Consider the following 26,988-nt stretch of genomic DNA (forward strand, 5'->3'; position numbering starts at 1 on the left):
TTTAACACATTGATTTAAATTGATTTGGTGCAACAAGTTGCACCCTACACAAAAACTTTCAGGCAGCCTGAAAGCACAGAAATGATATTTTAGGAACGCAAAATGCACGTTATTGATTTACAGGCAGCCTGCACCGAAATTTTGGGCGAAAAAGCCAGCAAAATCAGCTTGGCATTTGATGAAGTAACCATCGAATGCCTGCCTGAAAACTATTTGGACATCATGACCACCCTGCGCGACCACGAAGACTTGCATTTTGAAAGTCTGGTGGATTTGTGTGGCGTGGATTACAGCACTTACAAAAACCAAGTGTGGGACGGCAAACGCTTTGCGGTGGTCAGCAATTTGGTTTCCGTGAAAAACAATCAGCGCATTCGCGTGCGCGTGTGGGCGCAAGACGACCATTTGCCCATTGTGGAAACTGTTACCCCCATTTACAACAGCGCGGATTGGTACGAGCGCGAAGCATTTGATATGTATGGCATTGTTTTCAATCATCACCCCGATTTGCGCCGCATTTTGACCGATTACGGTTTTGTTGGACACCCATTCCGCAAAGATTTCCCGATTTCGGGTCATGTGGAAATGCGCTACGATGAAACCGAAAAGCGCGTGGTTTATCAACCTGTTACCATTGAGCCGCGTGAAATCACACCGCGCATTGTACGCGAGGAGAACTACGGTGGCTAAATTACGCAATTACACGATTAACTTCGGGCCTCAACACCCCGCCGCGCATGGCGTATTGCGCCTGATTTTGGAATTGGAAGGCGAAACCATTGTTCGCGCCGACCCACATATTGGCTTATTGCATCGTGGCACGGAAAAGTTAGCTGAAACAAAAACTTATCTGCAAGCCCTGCCGTATATGGACAGGCTGGATTACGTTTCCATGATGGTCAACGAGCAAGCGTATTGCATGGCGATTGAAAAATTGATGGGCATTGAAGTCCCCATTCGCGCCAAGTACATACGCACCATGTTTGCCGAAGTAACGCGCATTCTCAATCACTTAATGGGCGTGGGTTCGCACGCGCTGGACATTGGCGCAATGACCGCGATTTTGTACGCCTTCCGCGACCGCGAAGAATTGATGGATTTGTACGAAGCCGTATCGGGTGCGCGCATGCACGCGGCTTATTTCCGTCCGGGTGGTGTATACCGCGATTTGCCTGATTTCATGCCGAAATACGAATCCAGCAAATACCGCAACGCCAAAGTGTTGAAGGAGCTGAACGCGTCACGCGAAGGCAGCATGTTGGACTTTATTGACGCATTCTGCGAGCGTTTCCCGAAAAACATTGACACGCTGGAAACCCTGCTGACTGACAACCGCATTTGGAAACAGCGTACTGTGGGCATTGGCGTGGTGTCGCCTGAACGCGCCTTGCAAAAAGGCTTTACAGGCGTGATGTTGCGCGGTTCGGGCGTGGAGTGGGACATTCGCAAGAAAACCCCTTACGAAGTGTACGACCAAATTGATTTTGACATTCCTGTGGGCGTGAATGGCGATTGCTACGACCGTTATTTGTGTCGCGTCAATGAGATGCGTCAATCTGTGCGGATTATCAAGCAATGTGCCGACTGGTTACGCGCCAATCCGAATTTGCCCGTGATTGTGGAAGACCAAAAAGTCGCGCCACCCAAACGCACCGACATGAAAACAGGCATGGAAGATTTGATTCACCATTTCAAATTGTTCACCGAAGGCATGCACGTTCCCGAAGGCGAAACCTACACGGCGGTGGAACACCCGAAAGGCGAGTTTGGCATTTACATGATTTCCGATGGCGCAAACAAGCCGTATCGCCTGAAAATCCGCGCCCCTGGGTTCGCGCATTTGCAGGGCATTGACGAGATGTCGCGTGGGCATATGTTGGCGGACGTGGTGGCGATTATCGGTACGCAAGATATTGTGTTTGGCGAAGTGGATAGATAATTTTTCAGGCAGCCTGAAAATAGGAAATGGAAATTATGGAAGAATTATTTAGAAAATGGTTTGAAGTTGTTTATCGTGATGACCCTGAACAAGTAGATGAAATTGTCTCTATTTGGCAAGATGTGGTTGATGACGATGATGAAGAAGCGACTTGGAACGGCGATGAAATTTTTACAGATTTCTTATTGCACAATGAATTAGGCGATGGTACACATTTTTTTGCGATTGATTGGAAAGATGCTGATTCGTTCATCGCTTATTTGGACGATGATGTGGCTGAACGATTTGAATTGCGTTTTGATTGGTCGGAACAAAATCGTGAAGAAGATGATGTGGAAACATTGTTACAGTTGGCAGCGCAGAAATTGGCGCAACACGATGTTGCATTGTATTCATTGGATACACAAAGTGATTTGTATTATTTTGTTTTCATTCCCAATGTGGATAAGTCAGATTTTGAACGTGTTTCGCAAGAGTGGGGCATTGGTTACCAGTTAATTCAGGCATAAAACGATTTTTCAGGCAGGCTGAAAACGAGAATATATATAAAATGAGTACATTTAATGGCATTGGAACGCAATTTGTTGGCGAATGCTGTCAAGAAGAAGATGGTTCGTATATTGCAACTTATTGGTTTACGATTTTACACATTCCCATTATTCCCTTTTATAGCGCACGAATTCATGGGCAATATTCAGAAGAAGTGGCAATGGGACATTCAACTTTGACAGAGTACGAAGAATTACCGTTGTATTTTCCGCAAGTGATAAGAACGTATGCTTATTTAGCCATGATTGTCGGTTTGTATCATTTTATTCAAACTAAATTCAAAGCTGGCGATAGTAACCCACTGATTTGGATAGGTTTAGCATTACCGCTTTTAGCTTTGCCTTGGATTATGCGTTATTTTGCACGGAAAAAAGCAGGTTGGCGTTAAAAATAGGCAAAACGATTTTTCAGGCAGCCTGAAAGTTATAGCTTTCTGTGAAGCCTTTGTAGGTCGGGCATTCATGCCCGACGCAACGCTGAAAATATAACGCAGTAGTTTTCAGGCTGTCTTAAAAGGAAAAATCATGTTTTTTGTTTTTAATCCAATCGCTTTAGTTTTGTGCATAAGCGTCAGCATAATTTTTGGCGTGTTTTTGCGCCGTGATTTATTGGAATTTGACCGCGATACCGAAGGCGTTGCTGCTTTTGTTATGAGAATGTTGGTATTGGGATTGACTGGTTTTTTGGCTTGGCTGCAAATGAGTGTATTGATGGACATTGCGTTTGATAAAACAAGCGAAAATATCGCTTCAATGAAAATCATGTTGGCGTTCCCTATTATGTCGTTGATATTAACATGGGCAATTTCTCGACATTTAAATTGAATCACTTTCAGGCTGCCTGAAAGTGAAATAAACCATAATTTTATTTAGTTGTAGGTCGGGCATTTATGCCCGACATAATGCGCGGTAATGAATCATGTCGGGCATAAATGCCCGAACTACAAATTGTTATGTACGGGCAGGCAGCCTGAAAACAGGAAAATCAAAATGTTTAAGAAAATTTTATTGTTAATCGCAGCTTTATCAACCGCCGCTTGTATGACGACACAAACACCGATTGCAGCACCCAAACAACCCATTATTCGTATTTTTGAATTGGTAATTAAACCTGAAAATTTAACTGAATTTAATGAATTAGGGAAACACAACATCACGCAATCGGTGAATACCGAAAAAGGTGTTTTAGCGATGTATGTGCTTGCTGATAAAGAACAAAGCAATAAATTGTACGTTGTGGAAGCCTATGCCGATGAAGCTGCTTATCAAGAACATCGCCAATCGCCACATTTTCAAAAATGGTTAAATGGCGCGAAAGACATGATTGTGTCGCGCAAAGTGGTGGAAACCAACCCTGTGATTTTTGGCTCAAAAGCAGTTGCACCATAATTTCATGCCGTCTGAAACCTGAATTTATTATTTTATTAGGATTACAAAATGTTATCCGCACAATCATTAAAAGAAATTGACATTGAATTGGCAAAATACCCCGCCGAGCAACGCCGCAGCGCAGTGATGGGCGCATTGCGTATCGCGCAAACTGAATTGGGCTGGCTGAAACCCGAAACCATTGAATTTGTGGCAAATTACATCGGCATACCCGCGATTGCCGCCTATGAAGTGGCGACTTTCTACAATATGTACGATTTAAAACCCGTGGGCAAATACAAATTGACGGTTTGCACCAATTTGCCGTGCGCCTTGCGTGGCGGCGTGGACGCGGGCGAATACCTGAAAGAAAAACTCGGCATTGGCTATGGCGAAACCACCCCAGACGGCAAATTCACGCTGGTTGAAGGCGAGTGCATGGGCGCGTGTGGCGATGCCCCCGTTATGTTGTTGAACAATCACAAAATGTGCAGCTTTATGGACGCAGCAGCGATTGATAAGAAATTGGCGGAATTGCAGTAAAGGTTTTTCAGGCTGCCTGAAATGAAGTTCGGCGTAGCTAAAACCACACTACGCCGTCATTCCCGCGTAGGCGGGAATCCAAAGTTGGGCTGCACCAACTTACAATTTAATAAACATAAATTAATAAAAAATTTTCAGGCAGCCTGAAAGGTTACAGAATGAATCAGCACCCACTCGCACGGCAACCTGTTGTTTACATTTTGGCAAGTGGGCGTAATGGGACTTTGTATATTGGCGTTACCATGAATTTGCCTGAACGCATTTGGCAACATAAACAAGGCGTTTCGCCTGATGGTTTTACAGCACAATATGGCGTAGATAAATTGGTTTGGTATGAATGCTTTGCTACGATGACCGAAGCGATTACCAAAGAAAAAGCCATGAAAAAATGGCGCAGAGAATGGAAAATTCGTTTAATTGAAGAACAAAATCCTGATTGGTTGGATTTATTTGGTGGATTGGTGGCGTGAGATTTCAGGCAGCCTGAAACCTTTACAAAATCACCAGTATCGTCATTCCCGCGTAGGCGGGAATCCAAGGTTGGGTTGTGAAATATTTGTTTTTTAGGCAAATATCGATGACGGTAGTTTTGATATTTCAGGCAGCCTGAAAAATTTTCGTATCAGCAAGAATCCAAAATTGGGTCGCATTGACCAAAAATTGAATAAGCAAATAGTTGAATTAAAAAATAGAAGTTACCTAATCTCAAAGTTGGATTCCCGCCTGCGCGGGAATGATGGCAGTGTGAGAGATTGTTGGCAATAAACAAATTGATTTTTCAGGCTGCCTGAAAATGAAATAAATAGGTAGAAAACATGGCAATTTATCAATCAGGCGTGATTTTTGAAAACGTCCCCACACAAAACCCCGATTGTTGGACGCTCGCGGCTTACCAAGCGCGTGGCGGTTACAGCGCGTTACGCAAAATTTTGACCGAAAAAATCGCGCAAAACGACATCATTGACGAAGTGAAAACGTCCGCTTTGCGCGGTCGTGGCGGTGCAGGTTTCCCGACTGGCTTGAAATGGAGCTTTATGCCACGCTCGTTCCCAGGGGCGAAATATGTGGTCTGCAACACGGACGAAGGCGAACCAGGCACATTCAAAGACCGCGACATCATCATGTACAACCCCCACGCGCTGATTGAAGGCATGATTATTGCTGGCTACGCGATGGGTGCGGAAGCAGGCTACAACTACATTCATGGCGAAATTTTTGAAGGCTATCAACGCTTTGAAGCCGCCCTTGCCGAAGCCCGTCAAGCTGGCTTTTTGGGCAAAAACATCATGGGTTTGGGCTTTGATTTTGAGCTGTTCGCGCATCATGGCTATGGCGCGTACATTTGTGGCGAAGAAACCGCCTTGCTGGAAAGTTTGGAAGGCAAAAAGGGGCAGCCGCGTTTCAAACCACCATTCCCAGCGTCTTTCGGTTTGTACGGCAAACCCACGACCATTAACAACACGGAAACTTTTGCGTCCGTGCCGTTCATCATCAAAGATGGCGGACAAAAATTCTTGGAGCAGGGCGTGGAAGGTGCAGGCGGCACCAAACTGTTTTCCATTTCGGGACACGTTGAACGCCCTGGGAATTACGAAGTGCCGCTTGGTACGCCATTTTCCGAATTGTTGGCGATGGCTGGCGGTATGCGTGGCGGCAAGAAATTGAAAGCGGTGATTCCTGGGGGGGCGTCTGCGCCTGTGCTGCCTGCGGATATTATGATGGCGTGCAATATGGACTACGATTCCATTGCCAAAGCAGGTTCTATGCTCGGTTCGGGCGCGGTGATTGTGATGGACGAAGATGTCTGTATGGTCAAAGCGTTGGAGCGTTTGGCGTATTTCTACCACGAAGAATCGTGCGGTCAATGTACGCCTTGCCGTGAAGGCACGGGCTGGCTGTATCGCGTGATACACCGCATTGCGACTGGCAAAGGTCGCCCCGATGATTTGGATTTGCTGGACAGCGTGGGCAACAATATGGCTGGACGCACCATTTGTGCGCTGGCGGACGCGGCTGTGTTCCCTGTTCGCAGTTTTACCAAGCATTTCCGCGCTGAATTTGAGCATTATATTGAGCATGGCAAGCCGATGAAAGAACATAAGTGGGGTGGGTGGTAAACCCATTTTCAGGCAGCCTGAAATGAAATTTGCGGAAAAATATCATGGCAAAATACATTGTGAATTTGGGCGATGAAATTTCTGTTCATGAAAAAATATTTTTGGCAGCGATTGTTCAGGCAATTTCTGATGATGAAATTCGTCAATATATTCAAAATTTAATTTGCCATTCTTATGTGGTTTGTCGGACGGCAACACAGGGTTATGGTATGTATATTGATTTTAAAACTGTTATACCAGAAACTTTCAGGCAGCCTGTACCCCAAAAATTGCTTAATGCAACACGTTTAATTGAAACAGCATTTGAAAATTGTCAGATTGATGAAATACCGAATAATCAAGTTTATTTGATGTTGTATCTGACTGATGATAAAACCGAATTGGATTTTTTAGAAATCACATCATTAGAATTTGATTTTCATGAAACCAAATTGGCACATTTGATTATGGATACCATGTTTTTCAGGCAGCCTGAAACAGTAAAATAACCAGCAACCTGTCCCCTCCCCCGACTGGCGGGGGAGGGTTAGGGTGGGGGTGGTTCTATCGGGTTAAGTTATTTTTGAATATCAATGCTCTAACCCACAACAGTCCTCCCCATAGAGGATGGGAGTAGGTTTCAGACGGCATAAACTGTTACCGCAAGATTGAAAAGGCAGCCTGAAAATGCGCCATAGCACCAGAAATCCAGCATTACAAGAAAATGCGAAAAATTTAAAACAAAACATGACCCTTACCGAACAACGCTTGTGGTATCACTTACGCGGTAAAAGATTGAACGGCATCAAATTCCGTCGACAACAGACAATAGGCAGTTACATCGCTGATTTTGTCAGCATGGAACACAAATTGATTATTGAGTTAGACGGTGGGCAACACACCGAACAAATCGCTTACGACAATGCGCGAACCGAGTTTTTAAACAATCAAGGCTATCGTGTTGTGCGATTTTGGAATAATGAAGTTTTATAGTGAATTCAATTTAAACCAGTACAGCGTTGCCAGCTTCCTTATGTACTAGATGTACACGGCGGTCGCTGTCGCCTTGTCCTGATTTAAATTGAATCCACTATACAAAATACCGAAGCAGTTTTAGAACAGATTTTGAAATATTGTGGCAGCGATTGCCCCCACCCTAACCCTCCCCCGTTGGAGACGGGGGAGGGGATAGGTTAGTGGAAGATTGACTATTTCAGGCTGCCTGAAAAATCTGTCCCAAAAAAATATTAATATTAAACGCTGCCCCTTTTTTCAGGCAGCCTGAAACAAATTTCTTTTAAATATAAAAAAGTAACTAGGAAACAACCATGTTACAAATCCAAATAGACGGTAAACAAACCCAAGTGAAACAAGGCACGACCGTGATTGAAGCGGCGCACCAGCTTGGCACTTACATTCCGCATTTTTGTTATCACAAAAAGCTGTCCATTGCCGCCAACTGCCGCATGTGCTTGGTGGACGTGGAAAAAGCCCCCAAACCCCTGCCCGCCTGTGCCACGCCTGTTACAGACGGCATGGTGGTGCATACCCATTCCGCCAAAGCCAAACAGGCGCAACAAGGCGTAATGGAATTTTTGCTGATAAATCACCCACTTGATTGCCCCATCTGCGACCAAGGTGGCGAATGCCAGTTGCAAGATTTGGCGGTGGGCTACGGCAAATCAGGCAGCCGCTATCAAGAAGAAAAACGCGCCGTAGTCGGCAAAGACATGGGGCCTTTGGTTTCGGCTGCCGAAATGAGCCGTTGCATTCATTGCACCCGTTGTGTGCGTTTCACGGAAGAAATCGCGGGCATGCAAGAAATCGGCATGGCTAATCGCAGCGAATTTTCCGAAATCATGCCCTTTATCGGCAAGGCGGTGGAAACCGAATTGTCGGGCAATGTGATTGATTTGTGTCCCGTTGGCGCATTGACCAGCAAGCCGTATCGTTATGATTCGCGCTCGTGGGAATTGTCGCGCCGCAAATCCATTTCCGCGCACGATGCTTTGGGTTCAAACCTGATTGTGCAAACGAAAGACCACACGGTGCGCCGCGTGTTACCGCTTGAAAATGAAGCGATTAACGAATGCTGGATTGCCGACCGCGACCGTTTCGCCTACGAAGGTTTGTACCACGAAAGCCGTTTGAAAACGCCCAAAATCAAACACGGTGGCGAATGGCAAGATGTGGATTGGACAACCGCTTTGGAATATGTGCGCCATACCCTTGATTGCATTGCTAAAGAAGACGGCAAAGAGCAAATTGCCGTGTGGGCAAACCCGATGAATACGGTGGAAGAACTGTATTTGGCGAAAAAATGGGCGGACGGTTTCGGCGTGAAAGCGATGACTTCGCGTTTGCGTGAAAACGACAGCCGTCTTTCAGGCAGCCTGCAAGGGGCGCAATGGCTGGGTCAAACGATTGAACAGCTTGCGGCTTGCGAAGCGGTGTTGATTGTGGGCGCGAATTTGCGTAAAGAACAGCCGCTTTTGACTGCCCGTCTGCGCCGTTCTGCCAAAGAAGGCATGGCGTTGAGCGTGGTCGCTGCCAACCGCGAAGAATTGCATATGCCCTTGTTGGCGCAAGACATTGTGCATCCGCATAAATGGGCGGATTACTTGGCGCATTTGCCCGAACACGTTTCAGGCAGCCTGAAAAATGCCGAACGTGCCGCGATTATTTTGGGCGCGGACGTGCAAAATCATCACGATTACGCAGGCATTTACGCAGCCGCGCAAACTTTGGCGGACGAATTGGGCGCGACTTTGGGCGTTTTGCCGCAAGCCGCCAACAGCGTGGGCGCGGACATCATCGGTTTCAACCAAACCAATATTGCCGATTTGCTTGCCGAGCCGAAAAAAGCCGTGTTGCTGTTCAACATTGAGCCAGATGTGGACGTGTTGGGTGGCGAACAAGCAACAGCCAGTCTGAAACAAGCCGCCACCGTTATGGCATTTACCGCTTACGAAAGCGAAACTTTACGCGAAGTTTGCGACATTTTGCTGCCAATCGTGCCATTTACCGAAACATCGGGCAGCTTTATCAATATGGAAGGGCGTTTGCAATCGTTCCATGGCGTTGTGAAAACTTTGGGCGAAGCGCGTCCATTGTGGAAAATTTTGCGCGTGTTGGGCAATGTGTTTGACTTGCAAGGCTTTGATTTCAATAGCAGCGAAGAAGTGTTGCGCGAAGCCATTTGTGCCGACATGCTGCCTGAAAAACTGAACAACCGCAGCACTTGGCACGGCAATGCCGTTTCAGGCAGCCTGCACAAAATCGTGCGCGTGGGTGGCGTGGGCATTTATCATGGCGACCCGATTGTGCGCCGAGCCGCGTCTTTGCAACAAACCAGCCACGCGGCAGTGCCAGTGGCGCGTGTTCATGCGAACACTTTGGCGACATTCGGTTTGGCTGATGGCGATGACGCGCTTGCCATGCAAAACGGTGCGCGTGTGCGCGTATCGGTGGTGGCGGACAATTCGCTGCCTGAAAACGTGGTTTACTTGCCCTTGCACGCGGCAAACGCGGCTTTGGGCGGATTGATGAACAGCATTGAATTGGCGAGGGCGTAATCATGCAAGAGTGGTTTCAAAGCCTGTTGGGGCAAGATTTGGGCTTGATTGTGTCCATTATCGTGAAAATCGTGTTGATTTTAGCCCCATTGATTTTGACTGTGGCGTATCTCACTTATTTTGAACGCAAAGTGATTGGTTTCATGCAGTTGCGTACAGGCCCCAATGTTGTGGGACCTTGGGGCTTGATTCAGCCTTTTGCGGACGTGTTGAAACTTTTGTTCAAAGAAGTAACGCGCCCGACTTTGTCCAATAAAGCCTTGTTTTACATTGGACCAATGTTGTCGCTCGCGCCAGCATTTGCGGCTTGGGCGGTGATTCCGTTTAATGAAGAATGGGTTTTGACCAATGTGGACGCAGGTTTGCTGTATATTTTGATGATTACATCGTTGTCGGTTTACGGCGTGATTATTGCGGGCTGGGCGAGTAATTCCAAATACGCCTTTTTGGGCGCGATGCGTTCGTCTGCACAAACCATTTCGTATGAAATTGCCATGTCAGCCGCTTTGGTGTGTGTGATTATGGTTTCAGGCAGCCTGAATTTTAAAGAGATTGTGGCAGCACAAGCGAGCGGCATTGCGGGAGGTTCTATTTTCTCGTGGAACTGGTTTACTTTGTTCCCCGCGTTTTTGGTTTACCTGATTTCGGCGGTGGCGGAAACCAACCGCGCCCCATTTGACGTGGCGGAAGGCGAGAGTGAGATTGTCGCAGGTTTCCACGTTGAGTATTCGGGTTTTGCCTTTGCCTTATTTTTCTTGGCGGAATACATTTTCATGATTTTGATTGGCGCATTGACGGCAATCATGTTTTTGGGTGGCTGGTTGTCGCCTTTCCCACAAAGCTGGGGCTGGATTGGTGCACCGAGCGCGTTTTGGATGTTCGCAAAAATGGCGTTTGTGTTGTTCGGCTATTTGTGGATACGCGCCACATTCCCACGCTACCGCTACGACCAAATCATGCGTTTGGGCTGGAAAGTGTTGATTCCAGTTGGTTTTATCTGCATTACAGTATTGGCTGGCTGGATGGCTTCGCCATTGAGTTTGTGGAAATAATTTCCCCCACCCTAACCCTCCCCCGTTTGGGACGGGGGATAGATTGCAGTAAACCAAATGGGATTGCAATCAATTAAAATGTTAGGAAAAATATTTTCAGGTAGCCTGAAACCGTAAAATGACCAGAAACCTGTTCCCTCCCCCGTCTCAAACGGGGGAGGGCTAGGGAGGGGGCAAAAATGCCAGAAACAACCCGAAACCGAATTTTAAAACCCCATGCCCAAAATCTCCGCAAAAACATGACATTGGCGGAACAGCGTTTGTGGTATTTTTTGCGGAATAGGCAGTTGAACGGCATCAAATTTCGCAGACAACAAATCATTGGGCATTACATTGCCGATTTTGTCAGCATGGAACACAAATTGATTATTGAATTGGACGGCGGACAACATGCCGAACAAATTATTTATGATAATCAAAGAACTGAATTTTTGAATGAACAAGGTTACCGCGTTATCCGTTTTTGGAATAATGAAGTTTTGCAGGATACGGAAGCTGTGCTAAACGAAATACTGAAAGCGTGTGGCGGTTTACCCCCACCCTAACCCTCCCCCGCAAGCAGGGGAGGGGACAGGTTGCCGCAGCGTAAATATTGTTGGCATATCCGCCAAAAGATTTTTCAGGCAGCCTGAAACTCATTTTATGATTGATTTTTAAATAAAAAACCACTACCAAAAGGGTAGGAACAACATTATGGCAAATTTAGTCAAAACCTTTTTATTGGGCGAACTGGTCAAAGGCATGGGCGTAACGCTCAAAAACTTTTTCGCTCGCAAAGACACGATTTACTTCCCCGAAGAAAAAACGCCCCAATCCGTGCGTTTTCGTGGACTGCACGCGCAACGCCGTTACCCCAATGGCGAAGAGCGTTGCATTGCCTGCAAATTGTGCGAAGCGGTTTGCCCCGCCATGGCAATCAACATTGAATCCGAGCAGCGCGAAGACGGCACACGCCGCACCACGCGCTACGACATTGATTTAACCAAATGTATTTTCTGCGGATTTTGCGAAGAAGCCTGCCCTGTGGACGCGATTGTGGAAACCCATATTTTTGAGTATCACGGTGAAAAACGCGGCGATTTGCACATGACCAAACCCATTTTGCTGGCAATTGGCGACAAATACGAAGCCGAAATCGCCAAACGCAAAGCGGCTGACGCGCCATATCGTTGAGCCATTTCTCCCTCCCCTGCTTGCGGGGGAGGGTTGGGGTGGGGGCAAAACCAACAATCTAACCCCCACCCTAGCCCTCCCCCTTCATAGGGGGAGGGGACAGATTGCGATAAGCCCATAAAGATTTTGCAGTGATTTTCAGGCTGCCTGAAACCCTATTTTTGATTAAAAAGAAAGCATAAACATGACTTTCCAACTTGCTTTATTTTACTTTATCGCTGCCGTGATTTTGTTCGGCGCGGTCAAAACCGTTACGGCAAAAAACCCCGTTCATGCGTCCCTGTATTTGGTGCTGACGTTTTGCATGTCCGCGATGATGTGGATGCTCATGCAAGCGGAATTTTTGGGCATCACGCTGGTGGTGGTGTATGTGGGCGCGGTGATGGTGCTGTTCCTGTTTGTCGTGATGATGTTGAACATTGACGCGGAAGAAATGCGTAAAGGTTTCTGGCGCAACGCCCCTGCCGCCATGACGGTGGGCGTGTTGATGGCTTTGGTGCTGATTGCCGTGTTAATCGCGCCCGACACCAATTTGTCGGTGTATGGCGAAATGAAAGACATTCCTGCCGATTACAGCAATGTGCGCGATTTGGGTAAGCAAATTTACACGACTTATCTGTTGCCCTTTGAATTGGCGGCGGTTTTGCTCGTGTTGGGCATGGTGGCAGCGATTGCGTTGGTACACCGCAAGTCCACCAATGAAAAATACATCAACCCTGCCGACCAAGTGAAAGTGAACGCGGCAGAAGGACGTTTACGCATGGTCAAAATGGCTGCCGAAGTGCAAACCCCAAAAAACACGCAGCCTGAAAACGCAGAGGAGGGCAAAGCATGATTACGATTACACATTATTTGGTGTTGGCGGCATTGCTGTTTGGCATCAGCGCGATGGGCATTTTTATGAACCGCAAAAATGTGCTGGTTTTGCTGATGTCTATTGAGTTGATGTTGTTGGCGGTAAACTTTAATTTTATTGCCTTTTCGCAGTATTTAGGCGACACGGCTGGACAGATTTTCGTGTTTTTCGTGCTGACGGTGGCGGCGGCAGAAAGCGCGATTGGTTTGGCGATTATGGTGCTGGTGTTCCGCAACCGACAAACCATTAACGTTACTGAATTGAATACGCTGAAAGGCTAATTGGGATTTTCAGGCAGCCTGAAAATAGTGTAGGTCGGGCATTTATGCCCGACAATCAAAACACGACAAATTCAAGTCGGGCATAAATGCCCGACCTACGGAAAATATTTTCAGACGGCATTAATGCTTTCAGGCTGCCTGAAACTGTTTATTTATCTACAATCTGTTCCCTCCCCCGCAAGCAGAGGAGGGGAAAATTGCAGCAACATAATAAATAGTAGGTCGGGCATTGATGCCCGACGCAAAAAAAACCGAAATAATGTCGGGCATAAATGCCCGACCTACGAGAAATATTTTCAGACGGCATCAATAATTTTAGGCTGCCTGAAAACAACCCAAATAAAAATATAGCCAAAAAAGTTTTTAAAAATCAAAAAGGTTCACTTCCATGAACGACATGACTTTATATTTAATCATCGCGCTCACGCCATTGGTGGGCTGTTTGCTGGCAGGCTTGTTTGGCAACCAAATCGGACGGCGTGGCGCACACACCGCCACCATTTCAGGTGTGGCGATTTCCGCGCTGTTGTCCGCCTATGTGCTGTACGGCTTTGCGACTGGCACACGCGCCAAGTTTGACGAAAACGTGTACACATGGCTCACCATGGGCGGTGTGGACTTTTCAGTCGGCTTTCTCGTGGACAGCCTGACCGCCATGATGATGGTGGTGGTAACGTCCGTGTCGCTGATGGTACACATCTATACCATTGGTTATATGCACGATGAAGAAGTCGGCTATCAACGCTTTTTCAGCTACATCTCCTTGTTTACATTCAGCATGTTGATGTTGATTATGTCCAATAACTTTATTCAACTGTTTTTCGGTTGGGAAGCGGTGGGCTTGGTGTCATATTTGCTGATTGGTTTCTATTTCAAACGCGACAGCGCGATTTTCGCCAACTTAAAAGCGTTTCTCGTGAACCGCGTGGGCGATTTCGGCTTTTTGTTGGGCATCGGTTTGGTGCTGGGCTATTTTGGTGGCAGCCTGCGTTATGCGGACGTGTTCGCCTATTTGCCCAATGTGGTGGGTAGCACTTTATTTGGCACGGATTTGATTACCGTCACTTGCTTGCTGCTGTTTGTGGGCGCAATGGGTAAATCCGCGCAATTTCCTTTGCACGTTTGGCTGCCTGATTCTATGGAAGGCCCAACGCCGATTTCCGCGCTGATTCACGCGGCGACCATGGTTACCGCAGGTCTGTTTATGGTGTCGCGCATGTCGCCCATGTACGAAATGAGTACAACCGTGTTGAGCGTGATTATGGTCATTGGCGCGATTACCGCCTTGTTTATGGGTTTCTTGGGCACGATTCAAAACGACATCAAGCGCGTGATTGCGTATTCCACTTTGTCGCAACTGGGCTATATGACGGTGGCGTTGGGCGTGTCTGCCTATTCCATTGCCATGTTCCATGTGATGACACACGCATTCTTTAAAGCATTGCTGTTCTTGGCGGCAGGCAGCGTGATTATCGGCATGCACCACGACCAAGATATGCGAAATATGGGCAATTTGCGTAAATACATGCCGATTACTTGGATAACCATGTTGTTGGGCAATTTGTCGCTGATTGGCACACCGTTTTTCTCGGGTTTCTATTCCAAAGATTCCATTATTGAAGCCGTGAAATTCAGCAATTTGACGGGTAGCGGTTTTGCCTATTTTGCCGTGTTGGCGAGCGTGTTTGTAACCGCGTTTTATGCGTTCCGTCAATACTTTATCGTGTTTCACGGCAAAGAGCGTTGGCGAGAAAATCATCACGCCCACGATGAACATCACGATGACGCACATCATCACGGTTTGTCGCCCAATGACAATCCGCACGAAAGCCCTTGGGTGGTAACTTTCCCCTTGTTGTTCTTGGCTGTGCCGTCTGTGATTATTGGCGCATTGACGATTAAACCTTTGTTGTATGGCGATTTTTTCAAAGACGTGATTTATGTGAATCACGAAGCGCACCCAGTCATGACGATTATGGCGGAACACTATCACGGCATTTTCGGCATGGTAACGCACAGTTTGGTTAGCCCTGTGTTGTACTTGGCGATTGCGGGTGTGGTGGCAGCGTGGTTCTTGTATGTGAAAGCACCGCATTTGCCCACGAAAATTCAGGCAGCCTGCAAACCGATTTATAACTTGTTGGACAACAAATACTATTTGGACATCATCTACTTCAACGTGTTCGCCAAAGGCAGCCGCAAATTGGGCGAGCTGTTCTGGAAAGTGGGCGACACCATGATTATTGACAACGGCATTGTGAACAATTCCGCCAAACTGGTCGGCAACATCGCCGCGCAAGTCCGCAAAGCGCAGACGGGTTTCATCTACACCTATGCGGCTGTGATGGTGGCTGGGGTGCTGGTGTTGATTGTGGCGTTTTTCTGGAATTTGTGGTTTAAATGATGTTTCAGGCTGCCTGAAAAGGGTGGGGCGGTTTCAGGCAGCCTGAAAAGCAAAATAGGTTGATTGGCTATGAACGATTTATTAAATGGCGTGGTTCGCTTTGAAGGTGTAAAAGGCGTAGGCACAATAGAAGTGGATTTTGTCCCCAATCAACGTGTTTACACTTTTATTGGCGCAAATGGCGTGGGCAAAACGAAATTGTTGGAGTGTTTGTTTACGGTTTTATTTGCTACTCATCTTGAACTTTCTTTTGTAGATGATGAAGAATGGCTGAAAGGTACGTTAATTGAGAAAGAATATATGCCATTCAAAGATGCATATTTTCCGGAAAAAGCTAATGAAAAATTATTGTCCTTTAAGGTATTAAAGCCACATCAAAAACCAATTGTGTATGTAGCGGCTCAAAATCGTGGAAATATTAAAAATAAAACTGATAGTATAAAAAAAATAGGTAATTATCAACAACGTATTGAGCAATATATAGATAATTTACTTTCCGTTTTCAGGCAGCCTGAAAATTTCAAAAGCCTGAATATGGACACCAATTTAGAAGAATGGATAATCCAACGCGCCCAGTCTGCCAACCCCTATCAATCCAAAGCAGACAACCGCAAAATTGAATTGGATACTTTATTGTCCATTTTAAATCAAATAGATGAAAGAATAGATAGCGAATTTTTAGAAATATCGGGCGACAATCGCGTGTTCATCAAAGTGGAAGGGCAAAAGCGCGAATTGGCTGAATTATCAAGCGGTTTCACGTCCATTTTGAAAATGGTGCAATCCATTATCGCGGGTTACAGCTACTTTACCAATGAACAGCAAATCGCCCGAGTGCGTGGTGTGGTGCTGATTGACGAAATAGAAAGCCATTTGCACAATGAATGGCAAGTTAAAATTATTCCTTTGCTGAAAAAATTGTTTCCGAACACGACTTTTTTGGTCAGCACACATTCATCGTTGGTAATTAGTCAGTTGGAGCAGGGCGAAGCGTATCGCTTGAAACGCAATTTAGATGATGGTGTGGTTTATGGCAAAGTGGTTGATTATCCTGCACAATCATCTATTGTTGATTTGCTGGATACGGCTTTTGATGTTGATTTAACCGCAGAACGCAGTAAATGGCGCGGTAATCGTGAAGAAGCCAAAGCTGCATTGTTGGCTTTATTAGAGCGCGATGATGATATTTGGGAGCAAGAAAATGAATAAATATTTTTTTGATGCCAATTATCTGATTAAATTGCTGGATAAAAAACACGTCAATCACGCTGAAATTCGTGAAAATTTTATGGAAAAATTGGCTGAACCACATGAATTTTACATGACTGAATTAGTTCGTTATGAAGTCATTCGTGGGATTAAATGGAATAATCCAGAAGAAGAAAATTTATATGAAACAGCATTAAAAAACTACTTTCATTTTGTGGAAATTAAGAAACCCATTATTGATTTAGCCATAAAATTACACCAACTACACACTTTTCAACATCAAGATAAATTGCCGTCTGAAAAATGTGCATTGTGTCAGCAAATGATTAGCACCAATAAATTAAATATAGACAAACGGCGTTTTGATATGTTCCATTTTGCCACTGCCAAAATTTACGGTTATGAAATGGTATCGGGCGACAAAGGTGTGAATGTTACATTAGAAAAATTGTATCAAGATTTAAATGTATCAAGATTTAAATGATTTTCAGGCTGCCTGAAACCGCAGCCACCACAAAAACAGTTTTAATTTAAATAAAAGAGAAAACAGGCTACTACTATGTTTTTCAATAACTTACTCAGCTTGGCAATCTGGGTGCCAATCGTGGCGGGTGTGCTGGTCTTGGCGACAGGCTCGGACAGCCGTGCGCCATTGGCACGGATACTGGCTTTGATTGGCGCGGCGGCAGGGTTTTTGGTAACGCTGCCCCTGTTCACCCACTTTGACCGCGCAAACGGCGGCTACCAGTTCAGCGAACTGCACGCTTGGATACCCGCGCTCAATCTCAACTACGCGCTGGGCGTGGACGGCATTTCCGTGCTGTTCATCATTTTGAACGCCTTTATCACGCTGATGGTGGTGCTGGCTGGCTGGGAAGTGATTCAGAACAAAACCGCGCAATACATGGCGGCATTTCTCATCATGTCGGGCTTGATTAACGGCGCGTTTGCCGCGCAGGACGCGATTTTGTTCTACGTTTTCTTTGAAGGCATGCTGATTCCGCTTTACCTGATTATCGGTATGTGGGGCGGCCCTCGCCGCGTGTATGCTGCCGTGAAACTGTTTTTGTACACGCTGTTGGGTTCGCTGTTGATGTTGGTGGGGCTGATTTATCTGTCGTATCAAGCCAATGGCAGCTTCGCGATTGCCGATTTGCAAGCGATTAAGCAAATTCCTTTGGGCGTACAACAACTGTTGTTCATCGGCTTTTTCTTGTCGTTTGCCGTGAAAGTGCCGATGTTCCCCGTACACACTTGGCTGCCTGACGCACACGTTGAAGCCCCAACTGGCGGTTCTATGGTGCTGGCAGCGATTACGTTGAAAATCGGTGCGTATGGTTTCTTGCGTTTTATTTTGCCGATTTTGCCCGATGCGTCGCGTTATTTCGCGCCTGTGATTGTGGTGTTGAGCTTGATTGCCGTGATTTACATCGGCTTGGTGGCTTTGGTGCAAACCGATATGAAAAAACTGGTGGCGTACTCATCAATCAGCCACATGGGTTTTGTAACGCTGGGTATTTTCCTGTTTAGCGGACTGTTTTCAAGCAGCCCTTTGGGCGAATTGAACGATTGGGGCTTGAAAGGCGCGATTGTGCAAATGATTTCGCACGGCTTTGTGTCGGCGGCGATGTTTATGTGTATTGGCGTGATGTACGACCGCTTGCACACGCGCAACATTGCCGATTATGGCGGTGTGGTGAATGTGATGCCGAAATTTGCCGCGTTCATGATGTTGTTTGGCATGGCGAATGTGGGTTTGCCTGCGACTTCGGGTTTTGTGGGCGAATTTATGGTGATTATGGGCGCGGTAAAAGTGAATTTCTGGATTGGCTTGCTGGCGGCGTTCACGTTGATTTATGGCGCGGCATACACTTTGTGGATGTACAAACGCACCATTTTTGGCGAGATTACCAATCCTGAAGTGAAAGAAATGAAAGACATCAACTGCCGCGAATTTGCCGTATTGGCGATTTTGGCAGTGGCGGTGTTGGGCATGGGTTTGTACCCCGAGCCGTTTGTGGCGGTGGTGCATGAAGCCGCCAACCAGTTGATTGCACAAGTGGCACAAAGCAAGATTTGAGGTGTTGTATGAATTGGAATTGGACAGATTTGAATATTGCCGCCGCCACGCCTGAAATCGTGTTGCTGACGGGTTTGTTTGCCGTGTTGTTGGCGGATTTGTGGACGAGCGATGAAAACCGCTACATCACGCATTATTTGAGCATTGGTGTGATGTTGTCGGCTGTGTTGGGTCAACTGGCTGTATGGTCATCAGAACCATCATATGTGTTTTCACATATGTATGTGGTGGACGGTATTTCACAGTTAGGTAAATTGGTCGCTTATTTGGGTACGGCTGTGTTGTTTGTGTACGCCAAACCGTATAACCAAATGCGTGGCATATTCAAGGGCGAATTTTATACGCTGGCAATGTTTGCGTTGGTTGGCGTGAGTGTGATGATAAGTTCGGCGCATTTTCTGACTGCTTATGTAGGCTTGGAATTGTTGTCCTTATCGCTTTACGCGATGATTGCGTTGCGCCGCGACAGCGCACAAGCGGCAGAGGCAGCCTTAAAATATTTTGTATTGGGCGCATTAGCATCAGGAATTTTGTTGTACGGTATTTCTATGGTTTACGGCGCAACAGGCAGCCTGAATTTTGCGGAAATTGCCAATGCTTCTGAATTGCAGAATGTCAATGGTTGGCTGCTGAAATTGGGCGTGCTGTTTATTGTAGCGGCGGTAGCGTTTAAATTTGGTGCAGTGCCGTTTCATATGTGGGTGCCCGATGTTTATCAAGGTGCGCCGACTTCAGTGGCAGCGTTCATTGGTTCTGTGCCGAAAATTGCGGCAACCGTGTTTACATTCCGCATTATGGTAGATGGCTTGGTGTACCAAAAATTCGATTGGCAATTGATGTTTGCTGCATTGGCGGTGGCATCTTTGTTGGTGGGTAATTTGGCAGCCATGATGCAAACCAATATCAAACGCATGTTTGCCTTTTCTACGATTTCGCACATGGGCTTTATTTTATTGGGCTTTTTGGCAAGTGTATTAGGCATTCAGGCTGCCTTATTCTATGCAATTACTTATATATTGATGAGTTTGGCTGGTTTTGGTGTGCTTATGTTGTTGAGCCGCGAAGGACATGAATGTGAAAACGTGGCGGATTTGGCAGGCTTGAATCAGCGCAATGCGTGGTATGCGTTGTTAATGTTGCTGGTGTTGTTCAGCATGGCAGGCATTCCGCCATTGATGGGATTTTATGCCAAATTTGCCATCTTAAAAGCCTTGATGACAGCGGAATATGCATGGGTAACTGCGCTGGCGGTGTATGCGGTGGTTATGTCTTTGATTGGCGCGTTCTACTATTTGCGCGTGGTCAAAGTGATGTATTTTGACGAAGCAACTGACCATACACCGATTGCAGAACAACCTGTGGCATGGGTATTGTCGTTGAATGCACTTTTGTTGCTGGTGTGGGGCGTGTTGCCGACCAGCGTGGTGGAGTGGGTAAAAACGGCGATTGAACGGACTTTCTAATCCATATATTTTCAGGCAGCCTGAAAGGTTTTCAGGCTGCCTGAAATGTATAGCGAATTCAATTTAAACCAGTACAGCGTTGCCAGCTCTCTTATGTACTCAGTATACACGGCGGTCGCTGTCGCCTTGTCCTGATTTAAATTGAATCCACTATACTTTAATTAACCAAAATAAGGAACACAATCATGTATGCATTTAGTTTTTGCAATCCCACTCGCATTGAATTTGGCGCACAAAAAGAACAACGCATCGGCGAATACATGAAAGAATATGGCGTGAAAAAGGCTTTATTGGTCTATGGTAGCGAACGCATCAAACAATCAGGTTTGTATGATACTGTTGTAGGCAGCCTGAAAGCCTGTGGCATTGAATGCGTCGCTTTGGGTGGCATCAAAAGCAATCCCGTGTTAAGCAAAGTCAATGAAGGTATTGATTTGGCAAAACAATCAGGCGTGGACAGTATTTTGAGTGTCGGCGGTGGTTCATGTTTGGATAGTGCCAAAGCCATTGCCGCTGGGGCAAAATACGATGGCGATGTGTGGGATTTTTTCACAGGCAAAGCAACTATTGGTGCAGCATTGCCGATTTTTGACATCATGACATTGGCAGCAACGGGCAGTGAAATGAATCGTGGCAGCGTGATTACCAACGAAGCCACCAAACAAAAATATTCCGTGCAAAGTCCATTCTGGTTTCCCAAAGTATCGGTAATTAGCCCAGAATTGCAAGCAACCGTCAGCGATGATTATTTAGTGTATTCCGCCGCCGATATTATTGCCCACTCCATTGAAGCGTATTTCACCGCAAAAATTCACCCAGAAATCATCAGCATGCAAGTGGAAAGCAACATCAAAACCGTCATCAAAACCACCGAAATTTTGCTGGCAAATCCACAAGACCACGATGCGCGTGGCGATTTCGCATGGGCAGCCACAATGGCATTGAACGGTTTGACCCATGTCGGCGTGCATGCGTTTAACTTCCCCAATCACACGATTGAACATGCCATGAGTGCAGTATGCAATGTGCCACATGGTGCAGGTTTGTCGGTTGTGATGCCCGCTTGGATGACGTGGTACAAAGACCAAAACTTGCCACAATTTGAACGTTTTGCGCGTGAAATTTTCGGATTGAGCGATGCAGAAGCAGGCATTGCCGCCTTGAAAGCATGGTTTGACAAAATTGGCACACCAACTACATTGGCGCAATTGAATATTGTTGGCGATGTGCTGGAAGAAGTGATTGATGTTGCCGCGCAAAATGCACAAGCGCGTGGCATGGAGAAAATGTATAATCAACAAACCATACGCGATATTTTTGCATTAGCGAAGTAAAGAAGTAGTGAAATGTAATGCTTTCGGGCTGCCTTATTTGATTTAAGGCAGCCTGAAAGCATTTTTTCACAGATAAACCTTTTCTTTATCAGGGCTAGTGCATTATAATCACGCTGCTTTAAAAATTACATCAAACTACATTTTAAGGAGCAAGATTATGGCACTCGTATCCATGCGTCAATTGTTAGACCATGCTGCCGAACATGGCTATGGTTTACCTGCATTCAACGTCAATAATTTGGAACAAATGCGCGCTATTATGGAGGCAGCGAATCAAGTCAATGCCCCCGTTATTGTGCAAGCCTCCGCAGGCGCACGCAAATATGCAGGTGCGCCATTTTTGCGCCATTTAATTTTAGCAGCGGTGGAAGAGTTCCCACATATTCCCGTTGTGATGCACCAAGACCACGGCGCATCGCCCGATGTGTGCCAACGTTCCATTCAATTAGGATTCAGTTCCGTGATGATGGACGGTTCTTTATTGGAAGACGGCAAAACGCCATCAACTTACGAATACAATGCCGAAGTAACGCGCCGCGTTGTACAATTTTCACACGCTTGTGGCGTATCGGTGGAAGGCGAAATTGGCGTATTGGGTAATTTGGAAACAGGCGAAGCAGGCGAAGAAGACGGCGTGGGTGCAGCAGGCAAATTAAATCATGACCAAATGCTGACCAGCGTGGAAGATGCCGTGCGTTTTGTACGCGATACCAATGTAGATGCCTTAGCAATCGCAGTCGGCACCAGTCATGGCGCATACAAATTCACTCGCCCACCCACAGGCGAAATCTTACGCATTGACCGCATCAAAGAAATCCACGCCGCCTTGCCCAATACCCATATTGTGATGCACGGTTCCAGTTCCGTGCCACAAGAATGGTTGAAAGTTATCAACGAATATGGCGGCGATATTGGCGAAACCTATGGCGTACCTGTGGAAGAATTGGTGGAAGGCATCAAACATGGCGTGCGAAAAGTGAATATTGATACCGACTTACGCCTTGCCAGCACGGGCGCAATCCGTAAATTTATGGCAGAAAACCCAGCCGAATTTGACCCACGCAAATATTTGAGCAAAACCGTTGAAGCAATGAAACAAATTTGTATTGACCGCTACTTGGCATTTGGTTGCGAAGGCATGGCGGATAAAATCAAACCGATTTCGCTGGAAAAAATGGCAACGCGATACAGTAAAGGCGAGTTAAATCAAATTATTAAATAATTTATCTGCATTCATAAAAGGCAGCCTGAAAACTTTTTCAGGCTGCCTTTTTATTCATAACCACATAAAATACTTGCTTTATATGGAACGGAGATTTAGAATTTTTTCGTTTTCCAACAAAGATATGGGGTGTTTCCTATGCCATTCTTTACTCCCAAAAAATTTGCTAAATTATCCGTAGCCTTATTGGCTGCGATGTTGGCATTGCCTGTTGCTGCTGCACCAAATACCCACACCACTACCACATCAACCAGCGTTTCAGGGCAATTCCAAAACAATTTTGCTACCGATTTAAAATTGGCGCAACAAGGTAATGCAGTAGCGCAAAATGATGTTGGTATGCGTTATTTGCATGGTTTAGAAGGTGTGCAAAAAGACTATGTCCAAGCCAAAGTATGGTTGGAAAAAGCTGCTGCTCAAGAAGATGGGGACGCGCAAAACAATTTGGGCTTTATGTATGATGAAGGTTTGGGCGTAAAACAAGATTATGCCAAAGCTAAATCATTGTATGAAAAATCTGCTGCACAAGGAAATGCAGCCGCACAAAACAATTTGGGCTTGATGTATGATGAAGGTTTGGGTGTGAAACAAGATTATGCCCAAGCCAAAGCATGGTATGAAAAAGCTGCTGCGCAAGGAAATGCAGCCGCACAAAACAATTTGGGCTATATGTATCAGCAAGGTTGGGGTGTAAAACAAGACTACGCCCAAGCCAAAGTATGGTTTGAAAAAGCTGCTGCGCAAGGATATACAGCTGCACAACACAATTTGGGCTATATGTATATGCAAGGTTGGGGTGTAAAACAAGATTATACCCAAGCCAAAGCATGGTATGAAAAAGCTGCTGCGCAAGGAGATGCAGACGCACAAAATGCTCTAAACTATCTGCGCGAAAACGGTTTAATCCGCTAATTTTCTAATCAAAAAAGCAGCCTGAAAACTTTATTTACAGTTTTCAGGCTGCCTTTTTATCTATTTCTGTTTACTGATATTCGCAAGATGCCGCACACAATCTTTCACATGTTAAAATTCATCTCATCTTTAATATTTTATTTTTCAGGCAGCCTGAAATGCATACCGCCCAACAAATTCTCCACGACACCTTTGGCTACCCCGAATTTCGCGGCAAACAAGCCGAAATCGTCCAAACCCTTTTGCGTGGCAACAACGCGCTGGTACTCATGCCCACAGGTGGCGGAAAATCCCTGTGTTATCAAATTCCTGCCATTATGCGCGATGGTGTGGCGATTGTCGTGTCGCCCCTAATTGCATTGATGGATGACCAAGTCGCCAATCTTCGCGCAGCAGGTGTACACGCAGCGGCGGTACACAGCGGCACACCGCCCGATATTGTGCGCCAAATTGCAGAGGATATTCATTCAGGCAGCCTGAAATTATTATACGTTGCACCAGAACGCCTTGTTTCTGAACGATTTTTAAAGTTTTTAGACAATACACAAGTTAGCTTGTTTGCGATTGACGAAGCTCATTGTGTGAGCCAATGGGGACACGATTTCCGCCCAGAATATCAACAACTGGGTTTACTTGCCGAGCGTTATCCACACGTCCCACGCATTGCTTTGACTGCCACCGCTGACACCGAAACCCGTGCGGACATGAAGCATTATTTAAAGCTGGAAAATGCCACCGAATTTGTGTCCAGTTTTGACCGCCCGAATATTTATTATCAAGTGATTGAAAAAAATAATGGTAAAAAACAATTACTGGATTTTATTAAACAACAAATGCACGGACAAAGTGGCATTGTTTACTGTTTGAGCCGCCGCAGTGTGGAAGAAATTGCGGCATTCTTATGCGAAAATGGGTTAAATGCTGTTCCCTATCACGCAGGTATGGCATTAGAAAAACGTCAACAAAATCAACATCGTTTTACGCATGAAGAAAACATTATTGTGGTAGCGACCGTAGCTTTTGGCATGGGCATAGACAAACCCGATGTACGTTTTGTCGCACATTTGGATATGCCGCAGAGTATTGAGCATTTTTATCAAGAAAGTGGGCGTGCTGGACGAGATGGGTTGCCTGCGGTCAGTTGGTTATGCTATGGCATGAATGTGCTGGTATTGCTGAAAGAGCGCATTTCGGATAGTCAGGTACCTGATTTTCAAAAACAAATTGAATTGCAAAAACTGAATGCGATGTTTGATGTGTGCGAAACAGCAGCTTGTCGTCGCCAATTATTGTTGCGTCATTTTGGCGAGAATAGCGAACCATGTGGCAACTGTGATAACTGTTTGCATCCACCTACACGCTTTGACGGCACAGAATTGGTGCAAAAATTATTGAGCTGCGTTTATCGTGTTGGGCAACGTTTTGCGGCTGGTTATGTGATTGAAGTTTTGCGTGGAAAATCAACAGATTGGATTAGACAAAATGGGCATGATAAATTATCCACTTTTGGTATTGGTACCAATTTAAGCGATAAAGATTGGCGCAATGTTGTGCGACAATGTATTGGATTGGGCTTATTAAACAATGATATGCACAATTATCAAGCCTTAATTTTGACCGAAGCAGCGAAACCTGTGCTGCGTGGCGAAGAAACGGTTTTATTGCGTCCACTCAAACGCGAAAAAGCCGCTACCAAAGTTGCCAAAACCGATACTTGGTTACGCACCGAACGCGAAGAGCGTTTGTGGCAAGCCTTGCGACAATGGCGTTTGGCAAAAGCCAAAGCGGACGATGTGCCTGCTTATGTGATTTGTGGCGACAAAACGTTGCGCGATGTGGTAGAAAAATTGCCACAGCAAATAGCTGATTTGGCACAGATTTATGGTATGGGCGAAGCCAAAATTGATAAATTTGGTAGTGAAATTTTAAATATTGTGGCGGAATATGTTTCAGGCAGCTTGAAAGACAATTTACCCAAAAATCATCAAATTAATCAAGCAGAAAATCCACGTGACGCCGAGTTGTTGCATCAATTAACGGCGTGGCGAGAAATGGCGGCACAGCGTGATAATGTGTCATTGCATGCGGTTTGTCCCGATGAAAGCATGACTGATTTGCTGACATTTACGCCAGAATGCGCGGCAGATTTAGCGATAATTTATGGTTTGGGCGATGTGAAATTGGGCAAATATGGTCAGGAAATTTTGCAAATTTGTGCGCCATTTTCAGGCAGCCTGAACGCTGAAATCAAGCAAAAACAATTATTTTTACGCGATTTGCAAGAATGGGTAGCGATGAAAGCGGAAGAAGCCGAGTTACCCGAATTTCAGATTTTGGGCAAACCTGCCATGCGTGCGTTGGCAAATAAATTACCCGAAACGCTGGACGATTTGCGTGATATTCATGGTTTTGATGATGAGAAAATCGCGGAATATGGGGAAGAATTGTTGGAGATGATTCAGGATTTTCAGGCTGCCTGAAAACATCATGATTAATCCAATAAAAAAGGCTGCCTGAATAATATAGGCAGCCTGAAATTTATTTTTTCATCAAAGTAATGATTTCTTTTAAAGCAGCTATTTCATTGTCTTTTTGTATTAACAATTCATCTTTTAATTCAATGGCTAATTCAGCTTTTTCCAATTCTGCCAACAACATTTCATGCCCATTTTTACCAAAAACATAATAATTTTTGCCATGATTATCTCCTGTAATTTGATTATCAGTTGAGATATAGAATGTTGCACCATTCTCACAAAAATCTAAAAATTCTAATGTTGTCATATCAAAAACTTTGGCAATTTTTTCAATTTTTGGCAAATTAGGATTGCCCACATTACGTTCAATTTGGGTGTAGCCATTGGTTGTCATCTCTAATTTGCTAGCCATTTCGTCTTGTGTCAAACCATTTAACTCACGTAATGCTTTCATTG

General features: G+C 45.6%; 27 protein-coding genes. 26 read left to right on the forward strand and 1 reads right to left on the reverse strand.

What is annotated here, in order from left to right; translation table 11 throughout:
* Positions 1-102: 102 nt before the first annotated feature.
* From MIS45_RS01460 to recQ, 26 genes are all read left to right on the forward strand, one after another.
* Positions 103-690 (forward strand): NADH-quinone oxidoreductase subunit C, encoded by a 588-nt coding sequence (locus MIS45_RS01460; protein ID WP_249450776.1) that lies wholly within the window; start codon positions 103-105, stop codon positions 688-690.
* Positions 683-1,939, forward strand: coding sequence for an NADH dehydrogenase (quinone) subunit D (nuoD, locus tag MIS45_RS01465; RefSeq protein ID WP_249443752.1), 1,257 nt, complete (start codon positions 683-685; stop codon positions 1,937-1,939). The genes MIS45_RS01460 and nuoD overlap by 8 nt, the downstream gene beginning before the upstream one ends.
* 35 nt (positions 1,940-1,974) lie before the next feature.
* Complete coding sequence (locus MIS45_RS01470; RefSeq protein WP_249450777.1) at positions 1,975-2,448, forward strand: DUF6630 family protein; 474 nt, start codon at positions 1,975-1,977, stop codon at positions 2,446-2,448.
* 41 nt (positions 2,449-2,489) lie between these two features.
* Positions 2,490-2,876, forward strand: coding sequence for a hypothetical protein (locus MIS45_RS01475; RefSeq protein ID WP_002642676.1), 387 nt, complete (start codon positions 2,490-2,492; stop codon positions 2,874-2,876).
* A 136-nt stretch (positions 2,877-3,012) separates the two neighbouring features.
* Complete coding sequence (locus tag MIS45_RS01480; RefSeq protein WP_249444337.1) at positions 3,013-3,312, forward strand: hypothetical protein; 300 nt, start codon at positions 3,013-3,015, stop codon at positions 3,310-3,312.
* 165 nt (positions 3,313-3,477) lie between these two features.
* Positions 3,478-3,876 carry a putative quinol monooxygenase gene (locus MIS45_RS01485; RefSeq protein ID WP_249450778.1) on the forward strand — a complete coding sequence of 133 codons (399 nt, stop codon included), beginning with the start codon at positions 3,478-3,480 and terminating at the stop codon, positions 3,874-3,876.
* Between the two features lie 48 nt (positions 3,877-3,924).
* Positions 3,925-4,398, forward strand: coding sequence for an NADH-quinone oxidoreductase subunit NuoE (gene nuoE, locus MIS45_RS01490; protein WP_249442891.1), 474 nt, complete (start codon positions 3,925-3,927; stop codon positions 4,396-4,398).
* 158 nt (positions 4,399-4,556) lie between these two features.
* Positions 4,557-4,868, forward strand: coding sequence for a GIY-YIG nuclease family protein (locus MIS45_RS01495; RefSeq protein ID WP_249450779.1), 312 nt, complete (start codon positions 4,557-4,559; stop codon positions 4,866-4,868).
* 345 nt (positions 4,869-5,213) lie between these two features.
* Complete coding sequence (nuoF, locus tag MIS45_RS01500) at positions 5,214-6,515, forward strand: NADH-quinone oxidoreductase subunit NuoF (RefSeq protein ID WP_249450780.1); 1,302 nt, start codon at positions 5,214-5,216, stop codon at positions 6,513-6,515.
* Positions 6,516-6,559: 44 nt separating this feature from the next.
* Positions 6,560-7,003 carry a hypothetical protein gene (locus MIS45_RS01505; RefSeq protein WP_249450781.1) on the forward strand — a complete coding sequence of 148 codons (444 nt, stop codon included), beginning with the start codon at positions 6,560-6,562 and terminating at the stop codon, positions 7,001-7,003.
* A gap of 178 nt (positions 7,004-7,181) precedes the next feature.
* Positions 7,182-7,487, forward strand: coding sequence for an endonuclease domain-containing protein (locus MIS45_RS01510; RefSeq protein ID WP_249450782.1), 306 nt, complete (start codon positions 7,182-7,184; stop codon positions 7,485-7,487).
* A gap of 335 nt (positions 7,488-7,822) precedes the next feature.
* The gene (nuoG, locus tag MIS45_RS01515) at positions 7,823-10,069 is read left to right on the forward strand and encodes an NADH-quinone oxidoreductase subunit NuoG (RefSeq protein WP_249450783.1); all 2,247 of its coding nucleotides are present in this window, start codon (positions 7,823-7,825) and stop codon (positions 10,067-10,069) included.
* Positions 10,070-10,071: 2 nt separating this feature from the next.
* Positions 10,072-11,121 (forward strand): NADH-quinone oxidoreductase subunit NuoH, encoded by a 1,050-nt coding sequence (gene nuoH, locus MIS45_RS01520; protein ID WP_249450784.1) that lies wholly within the window; start codon positions 10,072-10,074, stop codon positions 11,119-11,121.
* Between the two features lie 179 nt (positions 11,122-11,300).
* Complete coding sequence (locus MIS45_RS01525) at positions 11,301-11,666, forward strand: endonuclease domain-containing protein (protein ID WP_249450785.1); 366 nt, start codon at positions 11,301-11,303, stop codon at positions 11,664-11,666.
* A 148-nt stretch (positions 11,667-11,814) separates the two neighbouring features.
* Positions 11,815-12,294: an NADH-quinone oxidoreductase subunit NuoI gene (gene nuoI, locus MIS45_RS01530; RefSeq protein WP_034293441.1), complete on the forward strand. Its 480-nt coding sequence runs from the start codon at positions 11,815-11,817 to the stop codon at positions 12,292-12,294.
* 184 nt (positions 12,295-12,478) lie between these two features.
* Positions 12,479-13,129, forward strand: coding sequence for an NADH-quinone oxidoreductase subunit J (locus MIS45_RS01535; protein WP_249442898.1), 651 nt, complete (start codon positions 12,479-12,481; stop codon positions 13,127-13,129).
* Positions 13,126-13,431, forward strand: coding sequence for an NADH-quinone oxidoreductase subunit NuoK (gene nuoK / locus MIS45_RS01540; RefSeq protein WP_249442899.1), 306 nt, complete (start codon positions 13,126-13,128; stop codon positions 13,429-13,431). The genes MIS45_RS01535 and nuoK overlap by 4 nt, the downstream gene beginning before the upstream one ends.
* A 388-nt stretch (positions 13,432-13,819) precedes the next feature.
* Entirely contained in the window at positions 13,820-15,835 is a 2,016-nt protein-coding gene (gene nuoL, locus MIS45_RS01545) for an NADH-quinone oxidoreductase subunit L (protein WP_249450786.1), read from the forward strand.
* Positions 15,836-15,904: 69 nt separating this feature from the next.
* On the forward strand, positions 15,905-17,044 hold the full coding sequence (locus MIS45_RS01550) for an AAA family ATPase (protein WP_249450787.1): 1,140 nt from the start codon (positions 15,905-15,907) through the stop codon (positions 17,042-17,044).
* A complete protein-coding gene (locus MIS45_RS01555; RefSeq protein ID WP_249450788.1) occupies positions 17,037-17,528 on the forward strand; it encodes a PIN domain-containing protein in 492 nt (163 codons plus the stop codon). Before MIS45_RS01550 ends, MIS45_RS01555 begins: the two co-directional genes overlap by 8 nt.
* Positions 17,529-17,603: 75 nt before the next feature.
* Positions 17,604-19,124 carry an NADH-quinone oxidoreductase subunit M gene (locus tag MIS45_RS01560; RefSeq protein WP_249450789.1) on the forward strand — a complete coding sequence of 507 codons (1,521 nt, stop codon included), beginning with the start codon at positions 17,604-17,606 and terminating at the stop codon, positions 19,122-19,124.
* Positions 19,125-19,132: 8 nt separating this feature from the next.
* Entirely contained in the window at positions 19,133-20,587 is a 1,455-nt protein-coding gene (nuoN, locus tag MIS45_RS01565) for an NADH-quinone oxidoreductase subunit NuoN (RefSeq protein ID WP_249450790.1), read from the forward strand.
* A gap of 185 nt (positions 20,588-20,772) precedes the next feature.
* Complete coding sequence (locus MIS45_RS01570; RefSeq protein ID WP_249442906.1) at positions 20,773-21,921, forward strand: iron-containing alcohol dehydrogenase; 1,149 nt, start codon at positions 20,773-20,775, stop codon at positions 21,919-21,921.
* A 157-nt stretch (positions 21,922-22,078) separates the two neighbouring features.
* The gene (fba, locus tag MIS45_RS01575) at positions 22,079-23,143 is read left to right on the forward strand and encodes a class II fructose-bisphosphate aldolase (protein ID WP_249444355.1); all 1,065 of its coding nucleotides are present in this window, start codon (positions 22,079-22,081) and stop codon (positions 23,141-23,143) included.
* A gap of 138 nt (positions 23,144-23,281) precedes the next feature.
* Positions 23,282-24,055, forward strand: coding sequence for a tetratricopeptide repeat protein (locus tag MIS45_RS01580; RefSeq protein ID WP_249450791.1), 774 nt, complete (start codon positions 23,282-23,284; stop codon positions 24,053-24,055).
* 158 nt (positions 24,056-24,213) lie between these two features.
* The gene (gene recQ, locus MIS45_RS01585; protein ID WP_249450792.1) at positions 24,214-26,535 is read left to right on the forward strand and encodes a DNA helicase RecQ; all 2,322 of its coding nucleotides are present in this window, start codon (positions 24,214-24,216) and stop codon (positions 26,533-26,535) included.
* Between the two features lie 58 nt (positions 26,536-26,593).
* On the opposite strand, the gene MIS45_RS01590 is transcribed toward recQ, so the two are convergent.
* Positions 26,594-26,986 (reverse strand): helix-turn-helix domain-containing protein, encoded by a 393-nt coding sequence (locus MIS45_RS01590; protein ID WP_249450793.1) that lies wholly within the window; start codon positions 26,984-26,986, stop codon positions 26,594-26,596.
* Positions 26,987-26,988 lie beyond the last annotated feature (2 nt).

This window comes from Wielerella bovis (assembly GCF_022354465.1).
In the GTDB taxonomy this organism is placed as follows: domain Bacteria; phylum Pseudomonadota; class Gammaproteobacteria; order Burkholderiales; family Neisseriaceae; genus Wielerella; species Wielerella bovis.

What these genes read in the sequence shown, in the direction of transcription:
- nuoK (WP_249442899.1), top strand. Translation starts at nt 13,126, where the DNA reads ATGATTACGATTACACATTATTTGGTGTTGGCGGCATTGCTGTTTGGC.
- recQ (WP_249450792.1), top strand. Translation starts at nt 24,214, where the DNA reads ATGCATACCGCCCAACAAATTCTCCACGACACCTTTGGCTACCCCGAA.
- MIS45_RS01590 (WP_249450793.1), bottom strand. Translation starts at nt 26,986, where the DNA reads ATGAAAGCATTACGTGAGTTAAATGGTTTGACACAAGACGAAATGGCT.
- MIS45_RS01525 (WP_249450785.1), top strand. Translation starts at nt 11,301, where the DNA reads ATGCCAGAAACAACCCGAAACCGAATTTTAAAACCCCATGCCCAAAAT.
- fba (WP_249444355.1), top strand. Translation starts at nt 22,079, where the DNA reads ATGGCACTCGTATCCATGCGTCAATTGTTAGACCATGCTGCCGAACAT.
- nuoE (WP_249442891.1), top strand. Translation starts at nt 3,925, where the DNA reads ATGTTATCCGCACAATCATTAAAAGAAATTGACATTGAATTGGCAAAA.
- MIS45_RS01480 (WP_249444337.1), top strand. Translation starts at nt 3,013, where the DNA reads ATGTTTTTTGTTTTTAATCCAATCGCTTTAGTTTTGTGCATAAGCGTC.
- MIS45_RS01475 (WP_002642676.1), top strand. Translation starts at nt 2,490, where the DNA reads ATGAGTACATTTAATGGCATTGGAACGCAATTTGTTGGCGAATGCTGT.
- MIS45_RS01560 (WP_249450789.1), top strand. Translation starts at nt 17,604, where the DNA reads ATGTTTTTCAATAACTTACTCAGCTTGGCAATCTGGGTGCCAATCGTG.
- MIS45_RS01505 (WP_249450781.1), top strand. Translation starts at nt 6,560, where the DNA reads ATGGCAAAATACATTGTGAATTTGGGCGATGAAATTTCTGTTCATGAA.
- nuoG (WP_249450783.1), top strand. Translation starts at nt 7,823, where the DNA reads ATGTTACAAATCCAAATAGACGGTAAACAAACCCAAGTGAAACAAGGC.
- nuoF (WP_249450780.1), top strand. Translation starts at nt 5,214, where the DNA reads ATGGCAATTTATCAATCAGGCGTGATTTTTGAAAACGTCCCCACACAA.
- nuoL (WP_249450786.1), top strand. Translation starts at nt 13,820, where the DNA reads ATGAACGACATGACTTTATATTTAATCATCGCGCTCACGCCATTGGTG.
- nuoN (WP_249450790.1), top strand. Translation starts at nt 19,133, where the DNA reads ATGAATTGGAATTGGACAGATTTGAATATTGCCGCCGCCACGCCTGAA.
- MIS45_RS01470 (WP_249450777.1), top strand. Translation starts at nt 1,975, where the DNA reads ATGGAAGAATTATTTAGAAAATGGTTTGAAGTTGTTTATCGTGATGAC.
- MIS45_RS01555 (WP_249450788.1), top strand. Translation starts at nt 17,037, where the DNA reads ATGAATAAATATTTTTTTGATGCCAATTATCTGATTAAATTGCTGGAT.
- MIS45_RS01510 (WP_249450782.1), top strand. Translation starts at nt 7,182, where the DNA reads ATGCGCCATAGCACCAGAAATCCAGCATTACAAGAAAATGCGAAAAAT.
- nuoH (WP_249450784.1), top strand. Translation starts at nt 10,072, where the DNA reads ATGCAAGAGTGGTTTCAAAGCCTGTTGGGGCAAGATTTGGGCTTGATT.
- MIS45_RS01495 (WP_249450779.1), top strand. Translation starts at nt 4,557, where the DNA reads ATGAATCAGCACCCACTCGCACGGCAACCTGTTGTTTACATTTTGGCA.
- MIS45_RS01570 (WP_249442906.1), top strand. Translation starts at nt 20,773, where the DNA reads ATGTATGCATTTAGTTTTTGCAATCCCACTCGCATTGAATTTGGCGCA.
- MIS45_RS01580 (WP_249450791.1), top strand. Translation starts at nt 23,282, where the DNA reads ATGCCATTCTTTACTCCCAAAAAATTTGCTAAATTATCCGTAGCCTTA.
- MIS45_RS01550 (WP_249450787.1), top strand. Translation starts at nt 15,905, where the DNA reads ATGAACGATTTATTAAATGGCGTGGTTCGCTTTGAAGGTGTAAAAGGC.
- MIS45_RS01485 (WP_249450778.1), top strand. Translation starts at nt 3,478, where the DNA reads ATGTTTAAGAAAATTTTATTGTTAATCGCAGCTTTATCAACCGCCGCT.
- nuoI (WP_034293441.1), top strand. Translation starts at nt 11,815, where the DNA reads ATGGCAAATTTAGTCAAAACCTTTTTATTGGGCGAACTGGTCAAAGGC.
- MIS45_RS01460 (WP_249450776.1), top strand. Translation starts at nt 103, where the DNA reads ATGCACGTTATTGATTTACAGGCAGCCTGCACCGAAATTTTGGGCGAA.
- MIS45_RS01535 (WP_249442898.1), top strand. Translation starts at nt 12,479, where the DNA reads ATGACTTTCCAACTTGCTTTATTTTACTTTATCGCTGCCGTGATTTTG.